Origin of the sequence: Dinoroseobacter sp. S375 (assembly GCF_049800775.1) — a bacterium.
GTDB lineage: Bacteria > Pseudomonadota > Alphaproteobacteria > Rhodobacterales > Rhodobacteraceae > Dinoroseobacter.
Map to the genome: position 1 here is coordinate 199,013 of NZ_JBNAFR010000006.1, position 17,900 is coordinate 216,912.

The 17,900-nt window shown below is 63.5% G+C and carries 20 protein-coding genes; 12 read left to right on the forward strand and 8 right to left on the reverse strand.

All coding sequences use genetic code 11. The features are described 5' to 3' along the window. Positions 1–64: 64 nt before the first annotated feature. From ACP150_RS14840 to dusB, 3 genes are read right to left on the reverse strand one after another with little or no spacing between them, the layout of a single operon-like run. The gene (locus ACP150_RS14840; RefSeq protein WP_424967446.1) at positions 65–1,429 is read right to left on the reverse strand and encodes a response regulator; all 1,365 of its coding nucleotides are present in this window, start codon (positions 1,427–1,429) and stop codon (positions 65–67) included. Next, entirely contained in the window at positions 1,429–2,502 is a 1,074-nt protein-coding gene (locus ACP150_RS14845; RefSeq protein WP_424967447.1) for a two-component system sensor histidine kinase NtrB, read from the reverse strand. The genes ACP150_RS14840 and ACP150_RS14845 overlap by 1 nt, the downstream gene beginning before the upstream one ends. Beyond that, entirely contained in the window at positions 2,499–3,500 is a 1,002-nt protein-coding gene (gene dusB, locus ACP150_RS14850) for a tRNA dihydrouridine synthase DusB (RefSeq protein WP_424967448.1), read from the reverse strand. Before dusB ends, ACP150_RS14845 begins: the two co-directional genes overlap by 4 nt. A 197-nt stretch (positions 3,501–3,697) precedes the next feature. Here dusB and ACP150_RS14855 point away from each other — a divergent pair, with 197 nt between their 5' ends. From ACP150_RS14855 to ACP150_RS14865, 3 genes are read left to right on the forward strand one after another with little or no spacing between them, the layout of a single operon-like run. Then, positions 3,698–4,849, forward strand: coding sequence for a bifunctional 2-C-methyl-D-erythritol 4-phosphate cytidylyltransferase/2-C-methyl-D-erythritol 2,4-cyclodiphosphate synthase (locus ACP150_RS14855; RefSeq protein ID WP_424967449.1), 1,152 nt, complete (start codon positions 3,698–3,700; stop codon positions 4,847–4,849). Then, positions 4,846–5,334, forward strand: coding sequence for a phosphatidylglycerophosphatase A family protein (locus ACP150_RS14860; protein WP_424967450.1), 489 nt, complete (start codon positions 4,846–4,848; stop codon positions 5,332–5,334). The genes ACP150_RS14855 and ACP150_RS14860 overlap by 4 nt, the downstream gene beginning before the upstream one ends. Beyond that, positions 5,331–5,804 (forward strand): CinA family protein, encoded by a 474-nt coding sequence (locus tag ACP150_RS14865; protein WP_424967451.1) that lies wholly within the window; start codon positions 5,331–5,333, stop codon positions 5,802–5,804. The genes ACP150_RS14860 and ACP150_RS14865 overlap by 4 nt, the downstream gene beginning before the upstream one ends. Here ACP150_RS14865 and ACP150_RS14870 read toward each other — a convergent pair. Further along, complete coding sequence (locus ACP150_RS14870; protein WP_424967499.1) at positions 5,792–6,250, reverse strand: type II toxin-antitoxin system RatA family toxin; 459 nt, start codon at positions 6,248–6,250, stop codon at positions 5,792–5,794. The two genes, ACP150_RS14865 and ACP150_RS14870, sit on opposite strands and share 13 nt — an antisense overlap. A 78-nt stretch (positions 6,251–6,328) precedes the next feature. Here ACP150_RS14870 and hpt point away from each other — a divergent pair, with 78 nt between their 5' ends. Then, the gene (gene hpt / locus ACP150_RS14875; protein WP_424967452.1) at positions 6,329–6,865 is read left to right on the forward strand and encodes a hypoxanthine phosphoribosyltransferase; all 537 of its coding nucleotides are present in this window, start codon (positions 6,329–6,331) and stop codon (positions 6,863–6,865) included. Between the two features lie 2 nt (positions 6,866–6,867). Next, positions 6,868–7,041, forward strand: a complete 174-nt coding sequence (locus tag ACP150_RS14880; RefSeq protein WP_424967453.1) for a hypothetical protein — start codon at positions 6,868–6,870, stop codon at positions 7,039–7,041. A gap of 3 nt (positions 7,042–7,044) precedes the next feature. Here ACP150_RS14880 and ACP150_RS14885 read toward each other — a convergent pair whose 3' ends face one another. From ACP150_RS14885 to ACP150_RS14895, 3 genes are all read right to left on the reverse strand, one after another. After that, the gene (locus tag ACP150_RS14885) at positions 7,045–7,551 is read right to left on the reverse strand and encodes a hypothetical protein (RefSeq protein ID WP_424967454.1); all 507 of its coding nucleotides are present in this window, start codon (positions 7,549–7,551) and stop codon (positions 7,045–7,047) included. 135 nt (positions 7,552–7,686) lie between these two features. Then, on the reverse strand, positions 7,687–8,637 hold the full coding sequence (lipA, locus tag ACP150_RS14890; protein ID WP_424967455.1) for a lipoyl synthase: 951 nt from the start codon (positions 8,635–8,637) through the stop codon (positions 7,687–7,689). Between the two features lie 218 nt (positions 8,638–8,855). Beyond that, entirely contained in the window at positions 8,856–9,947 is a 1,092-nt protein-coding gene (locus ACP150_RS14895) for a DUF6456 domain-containing protein (RefSeq protein ID WP_424967456.1), read from the reverse strand. A 226-nt stretch (positions 9,948–10,173) separates the two neighbouring features. Between ACP150_RS14895 and ACP150_RS14900 the strand changes: the two genes are divergently transcribed. Beyond that, on the forward strand, positions 10,174–10,476 hold the full coding sequence (locus tag ACP150_RS14900) for a DUF6477 family protein (protein ID WP_424967457.1): 303 nt from the start codon (positions 10,174–10,176) through the stop codon (positions 10,474–10,476). Positions 10,477–10,493: 17 nt separating this feature from the next. On the opposite strand, the gene ACP150_RS14905 is transcribed toward ACP150_RS14900, so the two are convergent. Then, a complete protein-coding gene (locus ACP150_RS14905; RefSeq protein WP_424967458.1) occupies positions 10,494–12,041 on the reverse strand; it encodes a trimethylamine methyltransferase family protein in 1,548 nt (515 codons plus the stop codon). Between the two features lie 148 nt (positions 12,042–12,189). Between ACP150_RS14905 and guaA the strand changes: the two genes are divergently transcribed. The 6 genes from guaA (at position 12,190) to ACP150_RS14935 (ending at position 17,869) form a co-directional block, all read left to right on the forward strand. Beyond that, entirely contained in the window at positions 12,190–13,752 is a 1,563-nt protein-coding gene (gene guaA / locus ACP150_RS14910; RefSeq protein ID WP_424967459.1) for a glutamine-hydrolyzing GMP synthase, read from the forward strand. Next, entirely contained in the window at positions 13,749–14,384 is a 636-nt protein-coding gene (locus ACP150_RS14915) for a YdcF family protein (RefSeq protein WP_424967460.1), read from the forward strand. Before guaA ends, ACP150_RS14915 begins: the two co-directional genes overlap by 4 nt. After that, the gene (locus ACP150_RS14920; protein WP_424967461.1) at positions 14,384–14,737 is read left to right on the forward strand and encodes a hypothetical protein; all 354 of its coding nucleotides are present in this window, start codon (positions 14,384–14,386) and stop codon (positions 14,735–14,737) included. The genes ACP150_RS14915 and ACP150_RS14920 overlap by 1 nt, the downstream gene beginning before the upstream one ends. Beyond that, positions 14,737–15,627, forward strand: a complete 891-nt coding sequence (locus ACP150_RS14925; protein WP_424967462.1) for a DMT family transporter — start codon at positions 14,737–14,739, stop codon at positions 15,625–15,627. The genes ACP150_RS14920 and ACP150_RS14925 overlap by 1 nt, the downstream gene beginning before the upstream one ends. Positions 15,628–15,703: 76 nt before the next feature. Continuing rightward, positions 15,704–16,861 (forward strand): OmpP1/FadL family transporter, encoded by a 1,158-nt coding sequence (locus ACP150_RS14930; protein ID WP_424967463.1) that lies wholly within the window; start codon positions 15,704–15,706, stop codon positions 16,859–16,861. A 99-nt stretch (positions 16,862–16,960) separates the two neighbouring features. Then, the gene (locus tag ACP150_RS14935) at positions 16,961–17,869 is read left to right on the forward strand and encodes a DMT family transporter (protein WP_424967464.1); all 909 of its coding nucleotides are present in this window, start codon (positions 16,961–16,963) and stop codon (positions 17,867–17,869) included. Positions 17,870–17,900: the final 31 nt, after the last annotated feature.

Here is a 17,900-nt window from a genome sequence, read left to right on the forward strand (position 1 = left end):
TCCTCGATCCATGGGGCTTCGCCCCAATGCGACCGTGCCTTGATTGACACGCTATGTTGCGCTTTTACATCAACTTGCGGCGGCGTGTCACCTGAATATCCAGATCCGTGATCTTCTTGCGCAAAGTATTGCGATTAATTCCGAGCAGAGAGGCACATTTCGCCTGATTTCCGCCGGTTGCATCCAGAGCGATCTCGATGAGCGGGGTCTCTACCTCGCGCAGGATCCGCTGATAGAGACCCGGGGGAGGCAAAACCCCGCCATGCAGATCGAAATACCGGCGCAGGTGCTTTTCGACCGAGGCGCTCAGCTTGTCCGCCTCGCCGCCGCCCATCAGCGGCTCGATGGCGGGCTGGCTGCCCAGCACCAGTTCCACATCGCCGCGCCCGATCTCGTCTTCCTGCGCGGTGATCACAAGCCGCTTCATGGCATTCTCAAGCTGGCGCACATTGCCCGGCCAGGAATAGGCGCGCACCATGTCGCTCGCGGCATCCGACAGCCGCTTGAGCGGCTGGCCGTCCCGTTCGGCCCGGGACAGGAAATGGCTCGCCAGCAGCGGGATGTCATCCACCCGCTCACGCAGGGAGGGCACGTTGATCGTCACACCGCCCAGCCGGTAGAACAGGTCCTGACGGAAAATCCCGCTCTCCATCTTTTGCATCAGGTCCTTTTGGCTGGTGGACATGATCCGCGGAGCGTTGTCGCCAAAGGTGTCGAGCATCCGCACGATGCGCCCCTGGGCGTCGTCATCCAGATCGCCCACCTCGTCAAAGAGGATCGAGCCCCCGCGCGCCCGCGCCACGAGGGTCGAGGGGCCATCGGCGCCCGCCAGATCCGCCGCCCCGGCCACCACGAAGGGCAGCGAGCGCCGGTCCGAGAAGTCGTGGATCGCCCGCGCGATCAGGCTTTTGCCCGTGCCGCTCTCGCCGGTGATCATCACCGGCAGATCCGTGTTCATGACCCGCGCCACCAGACGGTAGAGCGCCTGCATCTGCGGGGTCCGCCCCACCAGCGGCAGATCCTCGCTCGCGGTTTCGGAATTCATCTTTGGCGGGGGGGCGCGGCGCTTGACCTCCAGGGCCCGGGCCGCCCGCTTCATCAGGTCCGGCAGGTCGAAGGGCTTGGGCAGATAGTCATAGGCCTCGGCCTCGGCGGCCTGGATGGCGGTCATGATCGTGTTCTGCGCCGAGATCACGATCACCGGCAGACCGGGCCGCGCCTCGGTGATCTTGGGCAGCGTGTCGAGCCCATTGCCGTCGGGCATCACCACATCGGAGATCACCAGATCCCCCTTCCCCTCTTCGACCCAGCGCATCAGCGTCATCAGGCTCGAGGTGGCGTGCACTTTGCACCCCGCGCGGGTCAGGGCCTGGGTCAGCACGGTGCGGATCGTGCGATCATCATCGGCGACAAGGACAGTTCCATCCATCAGGAGGTCTCCTCACTTCGGGGGGCGACAGGAAGGGAAATGCGGAACACGGTGCGGCCCGGGACGCTGTCCACGGCGATCCAGCCATCATGTTCCGAGATGATTTTTGACACCAGTGCGAGGCCAAGGCCTGTGCCGTTCTCGCGGCCGGAGACAAAGGGTTCGAAGACATCGGATTCGATGTCCGGTGGCAGGCCCGGACCATCATCGATGATCTCGATCTGCAGCGGCACGGTGCCCCCGGACCCATCCTTGCGGCGCAAGCGCAGGGAAAGCTCGTAAAAGGTCCGGATCCGGATCTTGCCGCCGGGTTTGCTCGCCTCGGCGGCGTTCTTCAGCAGGTTGAGAAAAACCTGCAACAGCTGGTCCCCATCCGCATAGGTCGAGGGCAGCGAGGGGTCGTATTCCTCGGTGATCGAGACATGGGCCCCGAAGCCGACTACGGCGGATTTCCGGGCCCGCTCAAGAACATCGTGGATATTCACAGGCTTGCGCGCGGGCGGGCGGAGGTTGCCGAACTGCTCCACCTGTTCCAGCAGCTTCACGATCCGGTGGCTTTCGGCCACGATCAGATCCGTCAGTTCCCGGTCCTCGGTGCTCAGGTTCATGCTCAGAAGCTGCGCGGCCCCGGTGATGCCAGCCAGTGGGTTCTTGATCTCATGGGCCAGCATCTCGGCCATGCCGATGGCCGATTTCGCCGCCGTCTTGGACTGGATCGAGCGACCGAGCCGCCCGGCAATCTCGCGCGGCTCCAGCAGCAGAAGCACGAGGTTGGGATTGTCCACCAGCGGGCTGACCTGGATGTTGCAAAGCACCGGCGGGCGCTCGCCCGTGCCCACATCCACGTCATTGATGAACAGCGGCGAGAGGTTGGTGCGCACCCGGGCAAACGCGTCCTCCAGCGGCGCGTCGACCATCAGCTTGTCCCAGATCGGCATGTCCAGAAGGCTGCGCAAAGAGCCATTCATGAAATTCTCGGCGGCCGGGTTGAGATCGAGGATCTTGTTGTCCCCCGACAGGATCAGCGCCGGGATCGGCAGCGAAATCCAGAGCGCCTGCGTGCGATTGGTCATGCGGCCACCTGTGCGGGCGCGGCCTCGGTCAGGGCCGCCGGGATCAGGCGCAGGGCCTCTGCGGGGCGGGTCTCGGTCAAGAGCGCGCGGCGCAGCGCCTTGGGCGTCTCGAGCCCGTCGGCCCGCGCCTCCATGTACCAGCCGAGGTGTTTGCGCGCGGTCTTGAGGCCCAGCTCGCTGCCGTAAAAGGACAGCATCGCCTCCAGATGGCGCGACACGAGATCGATCAGATCCTGCCCTTCGGGCTGCGCGGGTGCGGCCGTGCCATAGAGCGCGGCAGAGATGTCAGCGAGCTTCCAGGGTTGGCCCTGCGCCCCGCGCCCGACCATCAGCCCGTCCGCACCGGACAGATCCCGGGCCTGACGCGCGGTTTCGATATCGACAATATCGCCATTGGCGATCACGGGGATCGACACGGCCTCTTTGACGGCGGCAATCGCGGCCCAGTCGGCGGATCCCTTGTAGAACTGGCACCGGGTTCGGCCATGGATCGTGATCATGGCGATCCCGGCGGCCTCGGCGCGGCGCGCAAGCTCCGGCGCGTTCAGGCTTCCTTCATCCCAGCCGAGCCGGGTTTTCAGGGTCACAGGGACATCCACGGCAGCCACAACCGCCTCGATCAGGCTCAGCGCATGGTCGAGATCCCGCATCAGGGCCGAGCCCGAAGCGCCGTTGACCACCTTCTTGGCCGGACAGCCCATGTTGATGTCGATGACCCGTGCGCCCTGATCGGCCACGAAACGGGCAGCCTCGCCCATCCAATAGGCCTCGCGCCCGGCAAGTTGCACCGAGGTGGCCTGCGCGCCGCAGCCCAGCTCGGCCCGCGCGCGGGAGCTTTCCTTGCCCTGCACCATCTCCTGGCTGGCAACCATCTCGGAGACCACGAGCCCAGCCCCGAACTCCGCCACGATGGCGCGGAAGGGCAGATCTGTGATTCCCGCCATGGGCGCGAGGAGGACCGGGTGAGTCAACCGGCTTTCTGCCAAGATAACAGTCAAACGATTAATCCTTGTGCATGCCCTATTCCGGTAACTCGTTTAACGATTTCCCGCAACGCCCCCGGATTGATCTTGTGGGCAAAAAACAGCGTCTGCTTAATTTTTGCGCGGAAAACCTCCGAACTCCGCTTCAGGATTGCACCTTGAGGCGCAGCGACTTACCAACGGAGCGAATTCCTAGGCGAGAAGAGCACGATTTGACGCCCGATGTTACGGCCATTCTTGTCGCGGCGGGGCGCGGCACACGCGCGGGGGACGGGATCGCGAAGCAGTGGCGCCCGCTCGCCGGGCGGCGTGTGATCGATTGGACCCTCGCTGCGTTTGATGCGGTGCCGGAGATCTGCGAGATCGTCGTGGTGCTGCATCCGGACGACATGGACCTTGCCTGCAGCCTGCGGGCAGTGACCCCGATCCGGGTTGTCGCGGGGGGTAAGCGTCGCGATCAATCGGTCGCTAACGCGCTGACAAGTCTGGACAAACTTGATGCGGATCCCGTGCTGATCCATGATGCCGCGCGCCCGATGGTGCCCGCAGATCTGATCGCCCGGGTGATTGCTGCCGTGCGCCGGACCGGGGCCGCGGCCCCGGCCCTGCCGGTGGTCGATGCCCTCTGGACCGGGGCCGAGGATCAGGTCACGGGGATGCAGGATCGCACCGGGCTCTACCGCGCGCAGACGCCGCAGGGCTTCCGCCTCGGGCTGATCCGCGCGGCGCATCTGAACCATGACGCCGCCGCCGCGGACGATGTGGAGATTGCCCGCGCCGCCGGGCATCCTGTCACGATCGTGGCGGGCGATGAGACGAATTTCAAGATTACCTATCCGCAGGACTTCGCACGGGCCGAAGCGCTGCTGGGGGAAAGGCAAGCGATGGATATACGAACAGGCAATGGCTATGACGTGCACCGGTTCGGCCCCGGGGACGCGGTCATCCTCTGCGGGGTCGAAATCCCCCATGACCGGAGCCTGATGGGCCATTCCGATGCGGATGTCGGCATGCATGCGGTGACGGATGCGATCTACGGCGCGCTGGGGGATGGGGATATCGGGCAACACTTCCCGCCGAGCGACCCGCAATGGAAGGGTGCCGCCTCGGAGATCTTTCTGAAACACGCGGTGGCTCTGGCGGCGGAGCGCGGCTACAGCATCACCCATATGGATTGCACGCTGGTCTGTGAGCGCCCGAAGATCGGCCCGCATCATGCTGTGATGAAAGCGAAAATGGCGGAATTTATGGGGCTTTCCCCGGATCAGGTGAGCGTCAAGGCAACCACCTCGGAACGGCTCGGCTTCACCGGCCGCGAGGAGGGTATTGCGGCGCTGGCCACCGTGACCCTGTTGCGCCCATGAGCCGGATGATCGCAACCGTATTCGGCGTTGGCCTGATGAAACCTGCCCCGGGGACATGGGGTTCGCTGGCCGCCCTGCCCCTCGCCTGGGCCATCCATACGCTGGGCGGTTTTCCGGCCCTGGCGATTGCCACCCTGGCGGTTTGCGCCCTTGGCTGGTGGGCCACGGCGGAGGCGACACGGGGCGCTGCGGATCACGACCCGTCCGAGATCGTGATCGACGAGGTAGCCGGGCAATGGATCGCGCTCTGGCCCGTTTCGGCCGGGGCATGGCATGTGGGGGCCGAAATCTCGGCGCTCTGGCCCGGATGGATCGCGGCCTTCGTTTTCTTCCGATTGTTCGACATTTGGAAACCCGGCCCCGTGGGTTGGGCCGACAAGCGCCATGACGCAGCGGGCGTCATGCTCGACGATATCGTGGCTGGCGTGATGGCGGCCATCTGTGTCGCGGTGCTCGCCTTTCTGGCCCATGTGGTGCTGATTTGAGCGCGGCGACGCTTGTCGCGCTCTGCACGGCGCAGGGCCTGACCGTGACCTGCGCCGAGAGCTGCACGGGCGGCATGGTCGCGGCGGCGATCACGGATGTCGCGGGGTCCTCCGCGGTGTTTGAGCGGGGGTTCGTGACCTATTCCAACGTCGCCAAGACCGAGATGCTGGGCGTCGCGCCCGCCACGTTGGAGGCCCATGGCGCGGTCTCCGAAGAGGTTGCGGCACAGATGGCCAGCGGCGCGCAAACCGCCGCCGGCGCGCAGATCGCCGTGGCGATCACCGGGATCGCGGGGCCTGGCGGATCCGAGTTCAAACCGGAAGGACGCGTCTGTTTCGGGATTATCGGTCCCAACACCAAGCTGAGTACAGAGACCGTCGAGTTCGGAGCGCTGGGGCGTGCGCAGGTCCGGCAAGCCGCGCGGGACCACGCGATCGGGCTTCTACTTGCGGCGGCTCAGGCGGCCTGAGGCCCGTAAAGCGCATCGGCGCGCTTCTCGAAGGCCTTGACGATCCGCTGCATCGCCTCGTTGAAGACAACCCCGATCACACCCTGCAAAACCTTGTTCTTGAACTCGAAATCCGTGTGGAAATCGACCTTGCAGCCGCCCTCCTCAAGATCCGTGAAGGTCCAACGCGACTGCATGTAGCGGAACGGTCCGTCGAGATACTCGGTGTCAATCTGGTGGGCATCGGGCACAAGGCTCACCCGGCTGCCGAACTTCTCGCGAAAGACTTTGAACGAGATCACCAGATCGGCCAGCATCTCGGATCCCGTCCCGGTCTCGCGCACAGAGCGGATCCGCGCCGCCGCACACCAGGGCAGGAATTTCGGATAGGCCGCCACATCCGCAACCAGCGCATACATCTGCGCGGCGCTATAGGGGAGATTGCGGGTTTCGGAATGCTGCGGCATGGCGATTGGCGAGACGCTCTTTTTCATGGTGGTCCGCGCTGATTTCGGTGAATATGCGCCGGAAATCAAGGGGGCGGGATGAAGCACGACCATTATGTCATCGACAAGATGATTTCAGCCAAGGCCATCGCGGCTCGGGTCGAGGCGCTGGCGCGCGAGATCGAGACCGCATTTGCCGAGACGGACAAGCTGATCGTGATCGGGCTGCTGCGCGGCTCTTTCGTGTTCATCGCGGATATCGTGCGCGAACTGGACCTGCCGGTGGAGGTGGATTTCCTCGAAGCCTCTTCCTACGGCGACGGGATGGAGAGCTCGCGCGAGGTTCGGATCCTCAAGGATCTGCGCGGCGAGATTGCCGGGCGCGACGTGCTGGTGGTCGAGGATCTGGTGGATACGGGCTTTACCCTGTCCCATGTCAAACGCCTGCTCGCTTCGCGCGAGCCGCGCCGGATGGAGACGATCTGCTTGCTCGACAAGCCCACGCGGCGCGAGGTGGACGTGCAGGCAACCTGGATCGGGTTCGAGATCCCCGATGAATTCGTTGTTGGCTACGGCATTGACTATGCACAGAGAAACCGGAACCTTCCCTATATCGGAAAGGTCCGGATGCTGTGAATATGGGCTGGTTCCTGCGGATGGCGCGCTGGGTCCGGCATCCGCCTTCCATGGGGCAGGTCAAGTTCCTGCTGGTGATCCTCGCGCTCTGTGCGCTGATCTTCACCTATGAACAGATCTTTGGCTGGCCCGAGGCGCTGACCCCGGACCGCACGCCGCGTGTGCCGCGGTTCTGAGGTTCAGGCGCGGCGCTGTGCGCTGGCGCGGGCCTGATTGCGGGCTGTCGCCTCGAGGATCGGCACGCGCTTGGCCTGACCCCGTGTTGCCGTCAGCCCCAGCCAGGCAATCGCCATGCATCCCGCCAGCGCGAAGACGAGCACAAGGTCCCGTGCGAGCGATGCGTGATCGCTCAGCGGTGTTGTGGCAGGGATCTCCAACACGGCGGCAAAGCTCATCACCAGCACCACGGACATGGCGAGCAGAGCGAGAATGGCCATGACCCCGCTAAAGCCGGACCGAATCCGGGCGATGCGATAGGGCGTGGTGGACGGCAGAAGAAAGAGCGCACCAGCAGCCAGCGCAAGGCAGAGCAGGTAGACAGGGATCTGGTCGCGCCGCGAGATGAGCAATCCTTCAAGCTGCAGCGCAATGGTTGTCAGATGCACCGCCCCCGCAAGACAGGCGAGGCCAAAGATCCGATAGATCAGCCACAAAAACCGCTGCATTGCCAATGAGATATCCGCCATAGCACCACACTCCTCAAACCCGAACTGGCATCTGGATGAGAGAGCTTTGCCGGAGAACCTCGGCAAAACTATGGCATTTTATCTAAATCTTCGGAAAATCCGCCAGGTTCCGTCCACGCGTTTTGGGGACAGCGTTCAGAGACCGCCGAGCTTCTTCAGGCGGTTGTCCCGAAGGCGCGCGAAGTCATCCCCGGCATGGTAGCTCGAGCGCGTCAGGGGCGTGGCCGAGACCATCAGGAAGCCTTTGCCATAGGCCGCTTTTTCATAGGCCTTGAACTCGTCCGGCGTGACGAAGCGGTCAACTGCGTGGTGCTTCGGCGTCGGCTGCAGGTATTGGCCGATGGTCAGGAAATCCACATCCGCGGCGCGCATGTCATCCATCACCTGGGTCACGCCCTGACGATCCTCGCCAAGGCCGACCATGATGCCGGATTTGGTGAACATGCTCGGATCCAGCTCCTTTACCCGCTGCAGCAGGCGGAGCGAATGGAAGTAGCGCGCGCCGGGCCGCACTTCGGGATAGAGCCCTGGCACGGTTTCAAGGTTGTGGTTGAACACGTCAGGCTTGGCTGCGACGACCACTTCCAGAGCTTCCGGAGCGCATTTGATGAAGTCCGGCGTCAGGATCTCGATCGTCGTGTTCGGGGAATGGCGGCGCACGGCCCGGATGGTCATGGCGAAATGCTCCGCCCCGCCATCCTTGACGTCATCTCGATCCACCGAGGTGATGACCACGTGGTTCAGACCGAGCTTCTTGACCGCGTCCGCGACGCGCCCCGGCTCGAACGCGTCCAGCGCGTCGGGCTTGCCCGTCGCCACATTGCAGAACGTGCAGCCCCGGGTGCAGATCTCGCCCATGATCATCATGGTGGCGTGGCCCTGGCTCCAGCATTCGCCCACATTCGGGCAACCGGCCTCTTCGCAGACCGTGACCAGATTGTGGTTGCGCATGATCTCGCGGGTTTCGGTATAGCCCTTGCCGCCCGGCGCCTTGACACGAATCCAGTCGGGCTTGCGCGGCTGTGCATTGTCGGGGCGGTGCGCCTTTTCAGGATGGCGTTGCTCAGGCAGTTTCAGATCGCGCATGGGTCAGGTCTCCTCTGGTCAAGATAAATAACCAGTTCTGCGCAAAAAGTAAGCGCGCATATTGCATAGCTGCCATGTTTGCGCGGATCTGTCTCAGCCTTTCGACCCCGGGCGCGGTGCCCCGCGAGAGCTTGCACAAAAAAACGCGCAGTGCCCCTGACCCGAGGCACTGCGCGCAAAAAAGGCAGGCCACCACACCCGCCTCGTTCCGGACAGCGTCAGCCGATCAGGCCGCCGCCGGATCCATGAATACGTTTATAGTGCTCGGAAAGCCGCTGAAGAGCGATTCGCAAAACAATCTTACCCGAACGCGCCGACCAGCCCATGCGGCGTTCTGCGGTCTCCAAACCCTCTAGGTAGCAGCAACAGCGCAGGACCACATCGCCGAGGCCCGGGCCGAGCTCTGCGAGCGCCTGATGCACGCGGTCCTTCGCGTTCATCGAACCGCCCCCATGGTCGCTGCCGGGTTGAAAGCCGGTACGGTCGGTGCTGGTGAGGAATTTCTCCCAGTTCTGGGTGGTGCGTGGCCCCATCTGGGCCAGCTCGAAATCCTCGCGCAGGCGCTCGCCCGCGCTCACCATGTCATCGGTCAGGAAGGGGCTGCCATCCTTGTCGCGGCGCCGCGCGAGGCTGAGCATCGGGGATTCGGCGAGGTTGTAGCGCATGCGCGCGGTCTCGCCGGTCTCTCCGGTGACAACCTGCTTGGTGCCCCATTCGCGGTGCTGCTCGGCAAAGGCAGCCACTTCGGGGCTGTCGAGCCCCGTCTTGCGGCGGGCATCCTCGGACAGAAGCCGCTTGAGCGCGAGCCGTCCGGCATGCGTGATCTCGTATTGAGCCACCTTGCCGGCGCTGCGGCACTTCACCCAGTCCTGCAATGCGAAGGCTTGCGCGATCCCGCGCTCGACCACGGCGATCCGGCGTGGCACGCCGTCGGTCATCCGCAGAACAACGGCCTTTTCCATCTCAGGCGAGACGGCAAGAACCGCGTCGCTCTCACATAGACGGCGCAGAATGCGGCGCGCCTCCCGTTCGATCTTGGCGGTTTCGGTCTTCAGCAAGGTCCGCGGGTGAGCGCTCATATGAATCACATCCTGTGCTTCTGGTGAGGGGGTAAAGTGCTGGCGCAATGTGTCCAGCGCTTCGTCGATCAGGGGATCGTCGCGCTCGGTTTCAAGTTTCCGGATCTGGCGAAGCACCGTAGAGGCCGCACAGCCCGCCTCTCGCGCCACGGACCGAATGGAAAGCCCCAGTTCGGTATGGGCGAGATAATGACGAGCATGATGGGGGACCCATTCGGGCAGGTCCGTCATGCGGGGAGTGGCGGAGAATGCGCTGGTCAAACTGAGCCTCATCTTGCTTGCTGAGCACAACCTAGGGTTGCGTTGGTTACCGGAATCTTAAGGACGGCACGTTTGACGATTATTGTTTTTAAAAGATAAACAGATATTTACCCACCGAACGCAACGCAACGCGCGCACGCAACACAATCTGAGGTTGTGTTTTTGTGAGGAGGAAGCCACGCAAGGAACCTTCCTCATGACCGCTCTTTTCTCCGCCCTCACCACCCTCCGCCGCCCCCAGACCCTGATGCGCGCTGCCCGGTTCGGCCTGCGGGACTACAACCGTGATCGCGACCTTAAGCGTCTGATTAAAAACACGAAATCTGTCTCGCCGGCAAAAGCGCTCGGCGAATTGATGGCGATGGAAACCATTCTCGAAGAAACGCGCCAGTCGGGGCTTGCCGCCTATTCCGTGGCGCGTCACATCGAAGTTCTGGCCGCGATCATGGCGGAAACCCGGCTGTTGCCGGAGTTCTCGCAGCTCGCGAAAGCCAGTTAAGAAAGTGTTGCCGGTGCTCAGATAAAGGCGTCCGGCATCCCGCTCTTTTTACGTTCTATATATGTTCTCAATTCCGAGTCGATTCCCGCATCGATATGGGGCGCTTCATAGCGCTCCAACAGGGTCGCGACTCGCTCCGTCGCAAGGGCTTGCGTGTCCCGCGCCCCCTCTTCGGCCCAGGTCTCAAAGGCCTTGCAGTCAAAGAGCTCGGACCGCCAGAACGCATCCTTGTAATTGGCCTGGGTATGGGCACAGCCGAGGAAGTGGCCGCCCGGCCCTACTTCGCGCAGCGCGTCCATGGCCTGAGCGTTTTCATCGGCCGCAGCCCCGGCAGCCATCTTGTGCAATGTGCCAAGCTGATCTGCGTCCATCACGAATTTCTCAAAGCTGGCCACAAGGCCGCCTTCGAGCCAGCCACAGGCGTGAAGCATGAAGTTCACGCCCCCCAAGAGACCGGCATTCAGGGAATTCGCCGTCTCATAGCCCGCCTGCGCATCAGGCAGCTTCGCGCCGCAGAAGCCACCGCCCGAGCGATAGGGCAGCCCCATCCGCCGCGCGAGCTGTCCCGCGCCATAGGTGATCTGCGCGGCCTCCGGTGTGCCAAAGGTCGGCGCGCCGGAATTCATGTCGATCGAGGTGACAAACGCCCCGAAAATCACCGGCGCGCCCGGTTTGACCAATTGCGCATAGGCGACTCCGGCCAAAACCTCGGCCATCACCTGGGTCAGCGTGCCGACCACCGAGACCGGCGCCATGGCGCCACCGACGATAAAGGGCGAGATGATGCAGGCCTGCCCGGCTTCGGCATAGATCTCCAACGCGCCCATCATCGTCGCATCGAAGGTCAGGGGCGAGTTGATATTGATGAGCGAGGTCATCACCGGCCCTTGCGCCATACGCTCGGCCCCAAAAAGGATCTCGCACATCTCGACACTGTCCCGCGCCCGGCTTGGCTCGGTCACCGACCCCATGAAGGGTTTGTCGCTGAGGGTCATATGGGCATAGAGCATGTCCAGATGCCGCTTGTTCACCGGGATATCCGTCGGCTCGCAGACGGTGCCCCCGGAATGGTGCAGCCAGGGCGACATGTAGGCGAGTTTCACGAAGGTCTCGAAATCCGCCATCGTGGCATAGCGCCGTCCCCCTGACGCATCGCGCACAAAGGGCGGGCCATAGACCGGGGCAAGCACGAGGGCGTCGCCGCCGATCTCGACCGAGCGCGCCGGGTTGCGGGCCTGCTGGACGAACCGACTGGGGGCCGTGGCGCAGAGCTTGCGCGCCAGCCCCTTGGGGATATGCACACGCTCGGCGCGCACATCTGCCCCGGCCTCGCGCCAGCGGGCCAGTGCCGCGGGGTTGTCGAGAAAATTGACACCGATCTTTTCCAGCACGGTTTCCGCGTTGGCTTCGATGATCGCGAGGGTTTCCTCGCTATGCAGGTCATAGTTCGGGATCTTGCGCTGAATGGTCGGCGCCACATCGAAGCGCACGGCCGTCCGTTCCGCTCGTCGCGCGGCCCCGCCTCCGCCGCGTCCTCGCCGCCGTATCGGTGTTGCCTCGGCCATGTCGCCCCCCGTTCGTTTGCGTTGGTACTCCAGTCCTATGCCGGGATCCGGGCGCCCTCCTCTCGATTTGCGTCGCATGGCGGCGGGAAGCGACATTGCCCGCGCCTCCGGGCTTGCACGGCTTGGCCTGCATCCGTAAACGAAGCCCATGACCCAGACCTCCCATGACCGCCTCCTCATCATCGATTTCGGCAGCCAGGTCACGCAGCTCATCGCGCGTCGCCTGCGGGAGCTGAATGTCTATTGCGAGATCCACCCGTTCCAGAATGTCACCGATGCCTTTCTCGACGCGTTCGACCCCAAGGCGGTGATTTTTTCTGGCGGGCCGGCCAGCGTGATCGATGACGGCTCCCCGCGCCCGCCGGCCAGCGTGTTCGACCGCGGCGTGCCGATCCTCGGGATCTGCTATGGTCAGCAGGTGATGATGCAGATGCTCGGCGGCAAGGTTGAACGCGGCCATGGCACGGCCGAGTTCGGACGGGCCTATGTCACGCCGGCCGAGAACCGCCCTGACCTGCTGAGTGGCTGGTTCCTCGACGGGCAGGAGCAGGTCTGGATGAGCCATGGCGACCATGTCTCGGCCATCGCGCCGGGATTCGAGGTTTATGGCACGTCGCCCAATGCCCCCTATGCCATCACCGCCGATCTGAGCCGCAACTTCTTTGCCGTCCAGTTCCACCCGGAGGTGCACCACACGCCGAATGGCAAGACGCTCTATGAGAATTTCGTCAAGCTAGCCGGGTTTTCGGGCGACTGGACCATGGGCGCTTATCGCGAGCAGGCGATCCAGCAGATCCGCGATCAGGTCGGCGATGGCAAGGTGATCTGCGCGCTCTCGGGCGGCGTGGACAGTTCGGTCGCGGCCGTGCTGATCCATGAGGCGATTGGCGAACAGCTGACCTGCGTCTTTGTCGATCACGGGCTGATGCGGCTGAACGAGGCCGAAGAAGTCGTCACCATGTTCCGCGAGCATTACAATCTGCCACTGATCCACGCAGATGAGAGCGAACTGTTCCTTGGGCAGCTCGATGGCCAATCCGACCCGGAAACCAAGCGCAAGATCATCGGGCGGCTCTTCATCGAGGTGTTCGAGAAGCACGCGAAAGAGATCGGCGGCGCGGATTTCCTCGCCCAAGGCACGCTTTATCCGGACGTGATCGAAAGCGTCAGCTTCTCCGGCGGGCCATCGGTGACGATCAAGTCGCACCACAATGTGGGCGGCCTGCCCGAGAAAATGGGCATGCAGCTGGTCGAGCCCCTGCGCGAGCTCTTCAAGGATGAGGTCCGCGCGCTGGGCCATGAGCTTGGCCTGCCCGCCTCCTTCATCGGACGCCATCCCTTCCCCGGCCCCGGCCTCGCAATCCGCTGCCCCGGCGAGATCACCCGCCCCAAGCTCGAGATCCTGCGCAAGGCCGATGCGGTCTATATCGATCAGATCCGCAAACATGGCCTGTATGACGAGATCTGGCAGGCCTATGTGGCGATCCTCCCGGTTCGAACTGTGGGCGTCATGGGCGATGGCCGGACATATGATTACGCCTGCGCCCTGCGCGCGGTGACCTCGGTGGATGGGATGACGGCAGATTACTATCCGTTCACCCACGAGTTTCTCGGCGAGACCGCCACGCGGATCATCAACGAGGTGCAGGGCATCAACCGGGTGACCTATGACATCACCTCGAAACCCCCGGGCACCATCGAGTGGGAATGACACGCGCGCTCTGGCGGCTGGCTGAAATTGGCCTGCTGCTTCTGGTCGGGTTCGGCCTGGCCACTCTGGCGGGGATCCTGCTCTATGACCCGCCGGACCGCTCTGACTACGCGGCGATCGTGGTGCTGTCCCACGGGGCATTCCCCGATGGGCGGCTGACCGACCAGACCGAGGCCCGGACCCGCGCGGGCATTGCACTCTACGAGGCAGGCCGCGCGCCCATGCTGGTGATGAGCGGCGGACAGGCCGACACGGACCCGGCCCCCAAGGCCGTGCTCATGGCCGAGCTGGCGCGCACCGAAGGGGTCGCGGACACGGCGCTTCTGGTCGAAGACGCCTCCCATTCCACCCTGCAGAACGCGCTTTTCACGGCACGCCTCGCCCCCGATCTGCAAGAGGCACCGATCCTTCTTGTCACCCATCGGTATCACGGGGCGCGCTCCGTCGCGTCCTTCTGGTGGGCCGGGTTCGATGACATCCACTTCGCCGCCGCCGATCCGCAGGACCCGGTCTGGCCCGGCACCCAATGGGAGCCGATCAAATGGGCGGGCAATGTGGTCCGCGCCGCAGGCTATTCCGTCGCGCGCGCAGTTGGCGTCGATGGCCCGCAGCTGGACGCGGTGCTCAACTGATGCGGCGTCTGACTGCCTCCGCCTTGCTGATCGCCAGCCTCGCATCGCCCGCCTCGGCCGCGTTGCTGTGCATGGGATCCGACCCGCATTTCCTGATGACCATCGATGGGGGCGATGTGGTCTTTGATCCCCTGGGGACCGACACGCTGACCCTGATCCCGCCCGTGGACGAAAGCGAAGTGCTGCGCAGCACCCGCACACATATCCTGGAGACCCCGGAGCGGAACCTGCCCCTCCTGCTCAAACCCGAGAGCTGCCAGGTCTTGTCCACCACGCTTCCCCTGAGTCTCGAGATCCTCGTGAATACCGACGATGGGCCGCGCTCCTTTCGCGGATGCTGCCTGATCCGCTGATGGAGACAGCGCGCAACGAGCCGGTCAAGGCAGCGCTCTGGATGCTGGGGGCGATCACCTCCTTCATGCTCATGGCCATTGCCGGGCGGGCGCTCTCTGCGACCCATGACACGTTCGAGATCATGTTCTTCCGCTCGGTGATCGGGTTCGGACTGGTGCTCGCGCTGGGCGCGGGTTTTGGTCGGCTCGGCGAGGTGAGCACGCGCCATCTCGGGATACACGCCCTGCGCAACCTGTGTCACTTCACCGGACAGAACCTGTGGTTCTTCGCCCTGCCCCTCATCCCCCTGGCGCAGCTTTTCGCGCTGGAATTCACCACGCCGCTCTGGGTGACGCTGCTCGCGCCGCTGATCCTGGGCGAACGGCTGACCCGGACCCGGCTGCTGGCCGCGGGGCTCGGCTTCACCGGCGTGCTTGTGGTTGCGCAACCGGATGTGAGCGGGCTTAGCATCGGTGTGCTGACCGCAGCCCTCTCGGCGCTGGGATTTGCAGGCTCGGCACTCTTTACCAAGCGCCTGACGCGCAGCGAGACGATCCTCTGCATCCTCTTCTGGCTGACCCTGATGCAGGCGGTGTTCGGGCTGGTCGCCACGCTCCATGACGGCACGGTCACATGGCCCACCGCCCAGACCATGCCCTGGCTCACGGTGGTCGCGATCTGCGGGCTCGTGGCGCATTTCTGCCTGACCACCGCGCTCAGCGTTGCCCCCGCCGTGATCGTGATGCCCTTCGACTTTCTACGCCTACCCCTGATCGGGATTGTCGGCTTTTTTCTCTACGGCGAGGCGGTCGGGATCGCACTTATTCTCGGAGCCGGGCTGATTATTGGCGCAAATGCCATAAATCTTTGGGTTGAGCGCCCGAAAAAGGCGTCTGACGCGGCGTTATAGATTGACGCATTTTTCAAGTGCGGCCAATAGTCCGGTCTACGCGAAAAAAATAAGCGCGGCATATGGGATGGAAAACATGCAGACAACACGTTTGGCCCTGTTGGGCGGAGCAGCAATGGCTCTGGCGAGCAGCGCCTATGCCGGGGGCGTTGAACGCTCCAATCAGGGGATCGACTTTCTGTTCGAACAGGGAACCTATGTCGAGCTAGGATTTGGCCGACTGGATCCAGACGTCAGCGGCGAGGTCGTTCAGCCCGGGTTCGGCAACGCGAACTCCGGCAACATGCTGGGGGGCGAAAATGTCTTCTCTTTGTCCTATAAACAGGATCTGGGCGAAAACTTCGTAGTGGGCCTGAAGCTGGACAAGCCTGTCGGGGCAACCATCAGATATCCGTCCGGGACGGGACACCCATTCGCGGGTTCGGTCGCGGATCTGGAGTCTGAAGAACTGACAGCATATCTGATGTACAAGTTCTCGAATGGTTTTAGCGTTGTTGGCGGTTTGCGCGCGCAGCAGGTCGAGGGAGACGTTTTCCTCGCGTCCACCCAATATGATCTGACAACCAACAATGACCGCGAGTACGGCTACATGCTGGGCGTGGCCTATGAAAAACCCGAGATCGCGCTGCGCGTTTCTTTGACCTACAGTTCTGCTATTGACCACACGTTCAGCGCGTCGGAGGCCGCCATTATTCCCGTTGCTGGCGTTGGAAATGTTCCGGTATCCCGGGAGGGCGATTTTGATACGACGATCCCGCAGTCTGTAAACCTCGCGTTTCAGACAGGGATCGCCGAAGATACACTGCTTTTTGGGTCCATCCGTTGGGTCGATTGGAGCGAGTTCAACATCAACCCGAGCCTTTATGATCAGATCATCCAAGGAGCATCAGGCGGATTCAGCTACCCGCTGGCGTCCTACCAGAGCGATACAATTACCTACAAGCTGGGGATTGGGCGTCGCTTCAACGAAAACTGGTCCGGTGCTGTCACGTTGATTCACGAACCTGAGTCCGGCGACATCTTTGGCAATCTGGGCCCGATCGACGGACGCGATGCAATCGCACTCGGCGTGACTTACTCGAACGATCGTTTCAAGATCAGCGGTGGCGTGGAATACAGCCGCCTCGGAGATGCGGAGTCTCAGACGCCGTTCGGCGCGCCCGGGACGGCAATTTCGGATTTCACCGACAACTCCTCGATCAGCTATGGCATCCGGATCGGCTACTACTTCTGATCTGGACGCAGACATCACAAACCCCCGCTTCTCAGCGGGGGTTTTTCTTTGCGCAGGTTTCGGATCGCGCGCCTTGTGCCAATTGGCTAGACCGTGGCCATGATAGACCAAAAGACCCTCACGCCCCGGGCTTGGGCCGAGCTTGGCTTGCTCTCGCTGATCTGGGGCGGCAGCTTCCTGTCGATCCGCATTGCGCTGGACGAGATCCCCTTTGTCACCTCCGTGGCCTATCGCGTGGGCTTTGCCGCTCTGGCCCTGTGGTGCGTCGTGCTTTGGCGGGGCGGGCGCATCCCGCGCGCGCCGCGGCTTTGGGGGGCGTTTCTGGTCATGGGGTTGTTGAACAACGTCCTGCCCTTCACGCTCATGGCCTGGGGCCAACTCCATGTTGAAACCGGGCTGACCTCGATCCTGAACGCCGCCACGGCGGTGTTCGGTGTGCTGGTGGCCGCGCTGGTCTTTGCCGATGAGCGGCTGACATGGGCCCGGGGCGTCGGCGTGGCGCTGGGCATGCTCGGGGTGGCCACCGCGATCGGTCTGCACAATTTCCACCATTTCGACCTGCGCTCCCTCGCTCAGCTCGCGATCATCGCAGGCACGATCTGCTACGCCTTTGCCGCAGCCTGGGCGCGGCTCAAGCTCAAGGGTCTGCCGCCCGAGATCGCAGCGGCGGGCATGCTCACCGGCTCGAGCGTCATCATGGTGCCCGCGGCGCTGCTTGTGGACGGCGTGCCGACCAGCCTGCCAAGCCCCGGCGCAATCCTGGCCGTGGGGTACTACGCGCTGATCGCGACAGCCTTTGCCTATCTGCTCTACTACCGCGTTCTGGCCGTTGCCGGGGCGGGCAATGCGATGCTCTGCACCCTGCTAGTGGTGCCCGTGGCGATCCCGCTCGGCGCCTGGGTCCGGCACGAGGCGCTGCCCGCCAATGCCTTTCTCGGCTTTGGCATTCTCGCACTCGGGCTCATCGTGCTGGACGGGCGCTTGACCCGCCGCCTGCTTTCCGGTTGAACCGCCGCACGACACCGCCGGAACGGAGCCC

What these genes read in the sequence shown, in the direction of transcription:
- hpt (WP_424967452.1), top strand. Translation starts at nt 6,329, where the DNA reads ATGAAGCACGACCATTATGTCATCGACAAGATGATTTCAGCCAAGGCC.
- lipA (WP_424967455.1), bottom strand. Translation starts at nt 8,637, where the DNA reads ATGCGCGATCTGAAACTGCCTGAGCAACGCCATCCTGAAAAGGCGCAC.
- ACP150_RS14860 (WP_424967450.1), top strand. Translation starts at nt 4,846, where the DNA reads ATGAGCCGGATGATCGCAACCGTATTCGGCGTTGGCCTGATGAAACCT.
- ACP150_RS14845 (WP_424967447.1), bottom strand. Translation starts at nt 2,502, where the DNA reads ATGACCAATCGCACGCAGGCGCTCTGGATTTCGCTGCCGATCCCGGCG.
- guaA (WP_424967459.1), top strand. Translation starts at nt 12,190, where the DNA reads ATGACCCAGACCTCCCATGACCGCCTCCTCATCATCGATTTCGGCAGC.
- ACP150_RS14895 (WP_424967456.1), bottom strand. Translation starts at nt 9,947, where the DNA reads ATGACGGACCTGCCCGAATGGGTCCCCCATCATGCTCGTCATTATCTC.
- ACP150_RS14935 (WP_424967464.1), top strand. Translation starts at nt 16,961, where the DNA reads ATGATAGACCAAAAGACCCTCACGCCCCGGGCTTGGGCCGAGCTTGGC.
- ACP150_RS14880 (WP_424967453.1), top strand. Translation starts at nt 6,868, where the DNA reads ATGGGCTGGTTCCTGCGGATGGCGCGCTGGGTCCGGCATCCGCCTTCC.
- ACP150_RS14870 (WP_424967499.1), bottom strand. Translation starts at nt 6,250, where the DNA reads ATGCCGCAGCATTCCGAAACCCGCAATCTCCCCTATAGCGCCGCGCAG.
- ACP150_RS14840 (WP_424967446.1), bottom strand. Translation starts at nt 1,429, where the DNA reads ATGGATGGAACTGTCCTTGTCGCCGATGATGATCGCACGATCCGCACC.
- ACP150_RS14915 (WP_424967460.1), top strand. Translation starts at nt 13,749, where the DNA reads ATGACACGCGCGCTCTGGCGGCTGGCTGAAATTGGCCTGCTGCTTCTG.
- ACP150_RS14900 (WP_424967457.1), top strand. Translation starts at nt 10,174, where the DNA reads ATGACCGCTCTTTTCTCCGCCCTCACCACCCTCCGCCGCCCCCAGACC.
- ACP150_RS14920 (WP_424967461.1), top strand. Translation starts at nt 14,384, where the DNA reads ATGCGGCGTCTGACTGCCTCCGCCTTGCTGATCGCCAGCCTCGCATCG.
- ACP150_RS14930 (WP_424967463.1), top strand. Translation starts at nt 15,704, where the DNA reads ATGCAGACAACACGTTTGGCCCTGTTGGGCGGAGCAGCAATGGCTCTG.
- ACP150_RS14905 (WP_424967458.1), bottom strand. Translation starts at nt 12,041, where the DNA reads ATGGCCGAGGCAACACCGATACGGCGGCGAGGACGCGGCGGAGGCGGG.
- ACP150_RS14885 (WP_424967454.1), bottom strand. Translation starts at nt 7,551, where the DNA reads ATGGCGGATATCTCATTGGCAATGCAGCGGTTTTTGTGGCTGATCTAT.
- ACP150_RS14925 (WP_424967462.1), top strand. Translation starts at nt 14,737, where the DNA reads ATGGAGACAGCGCGCAACGAGCCGGTCAAGGCAGCGCTCTGGATGCTG.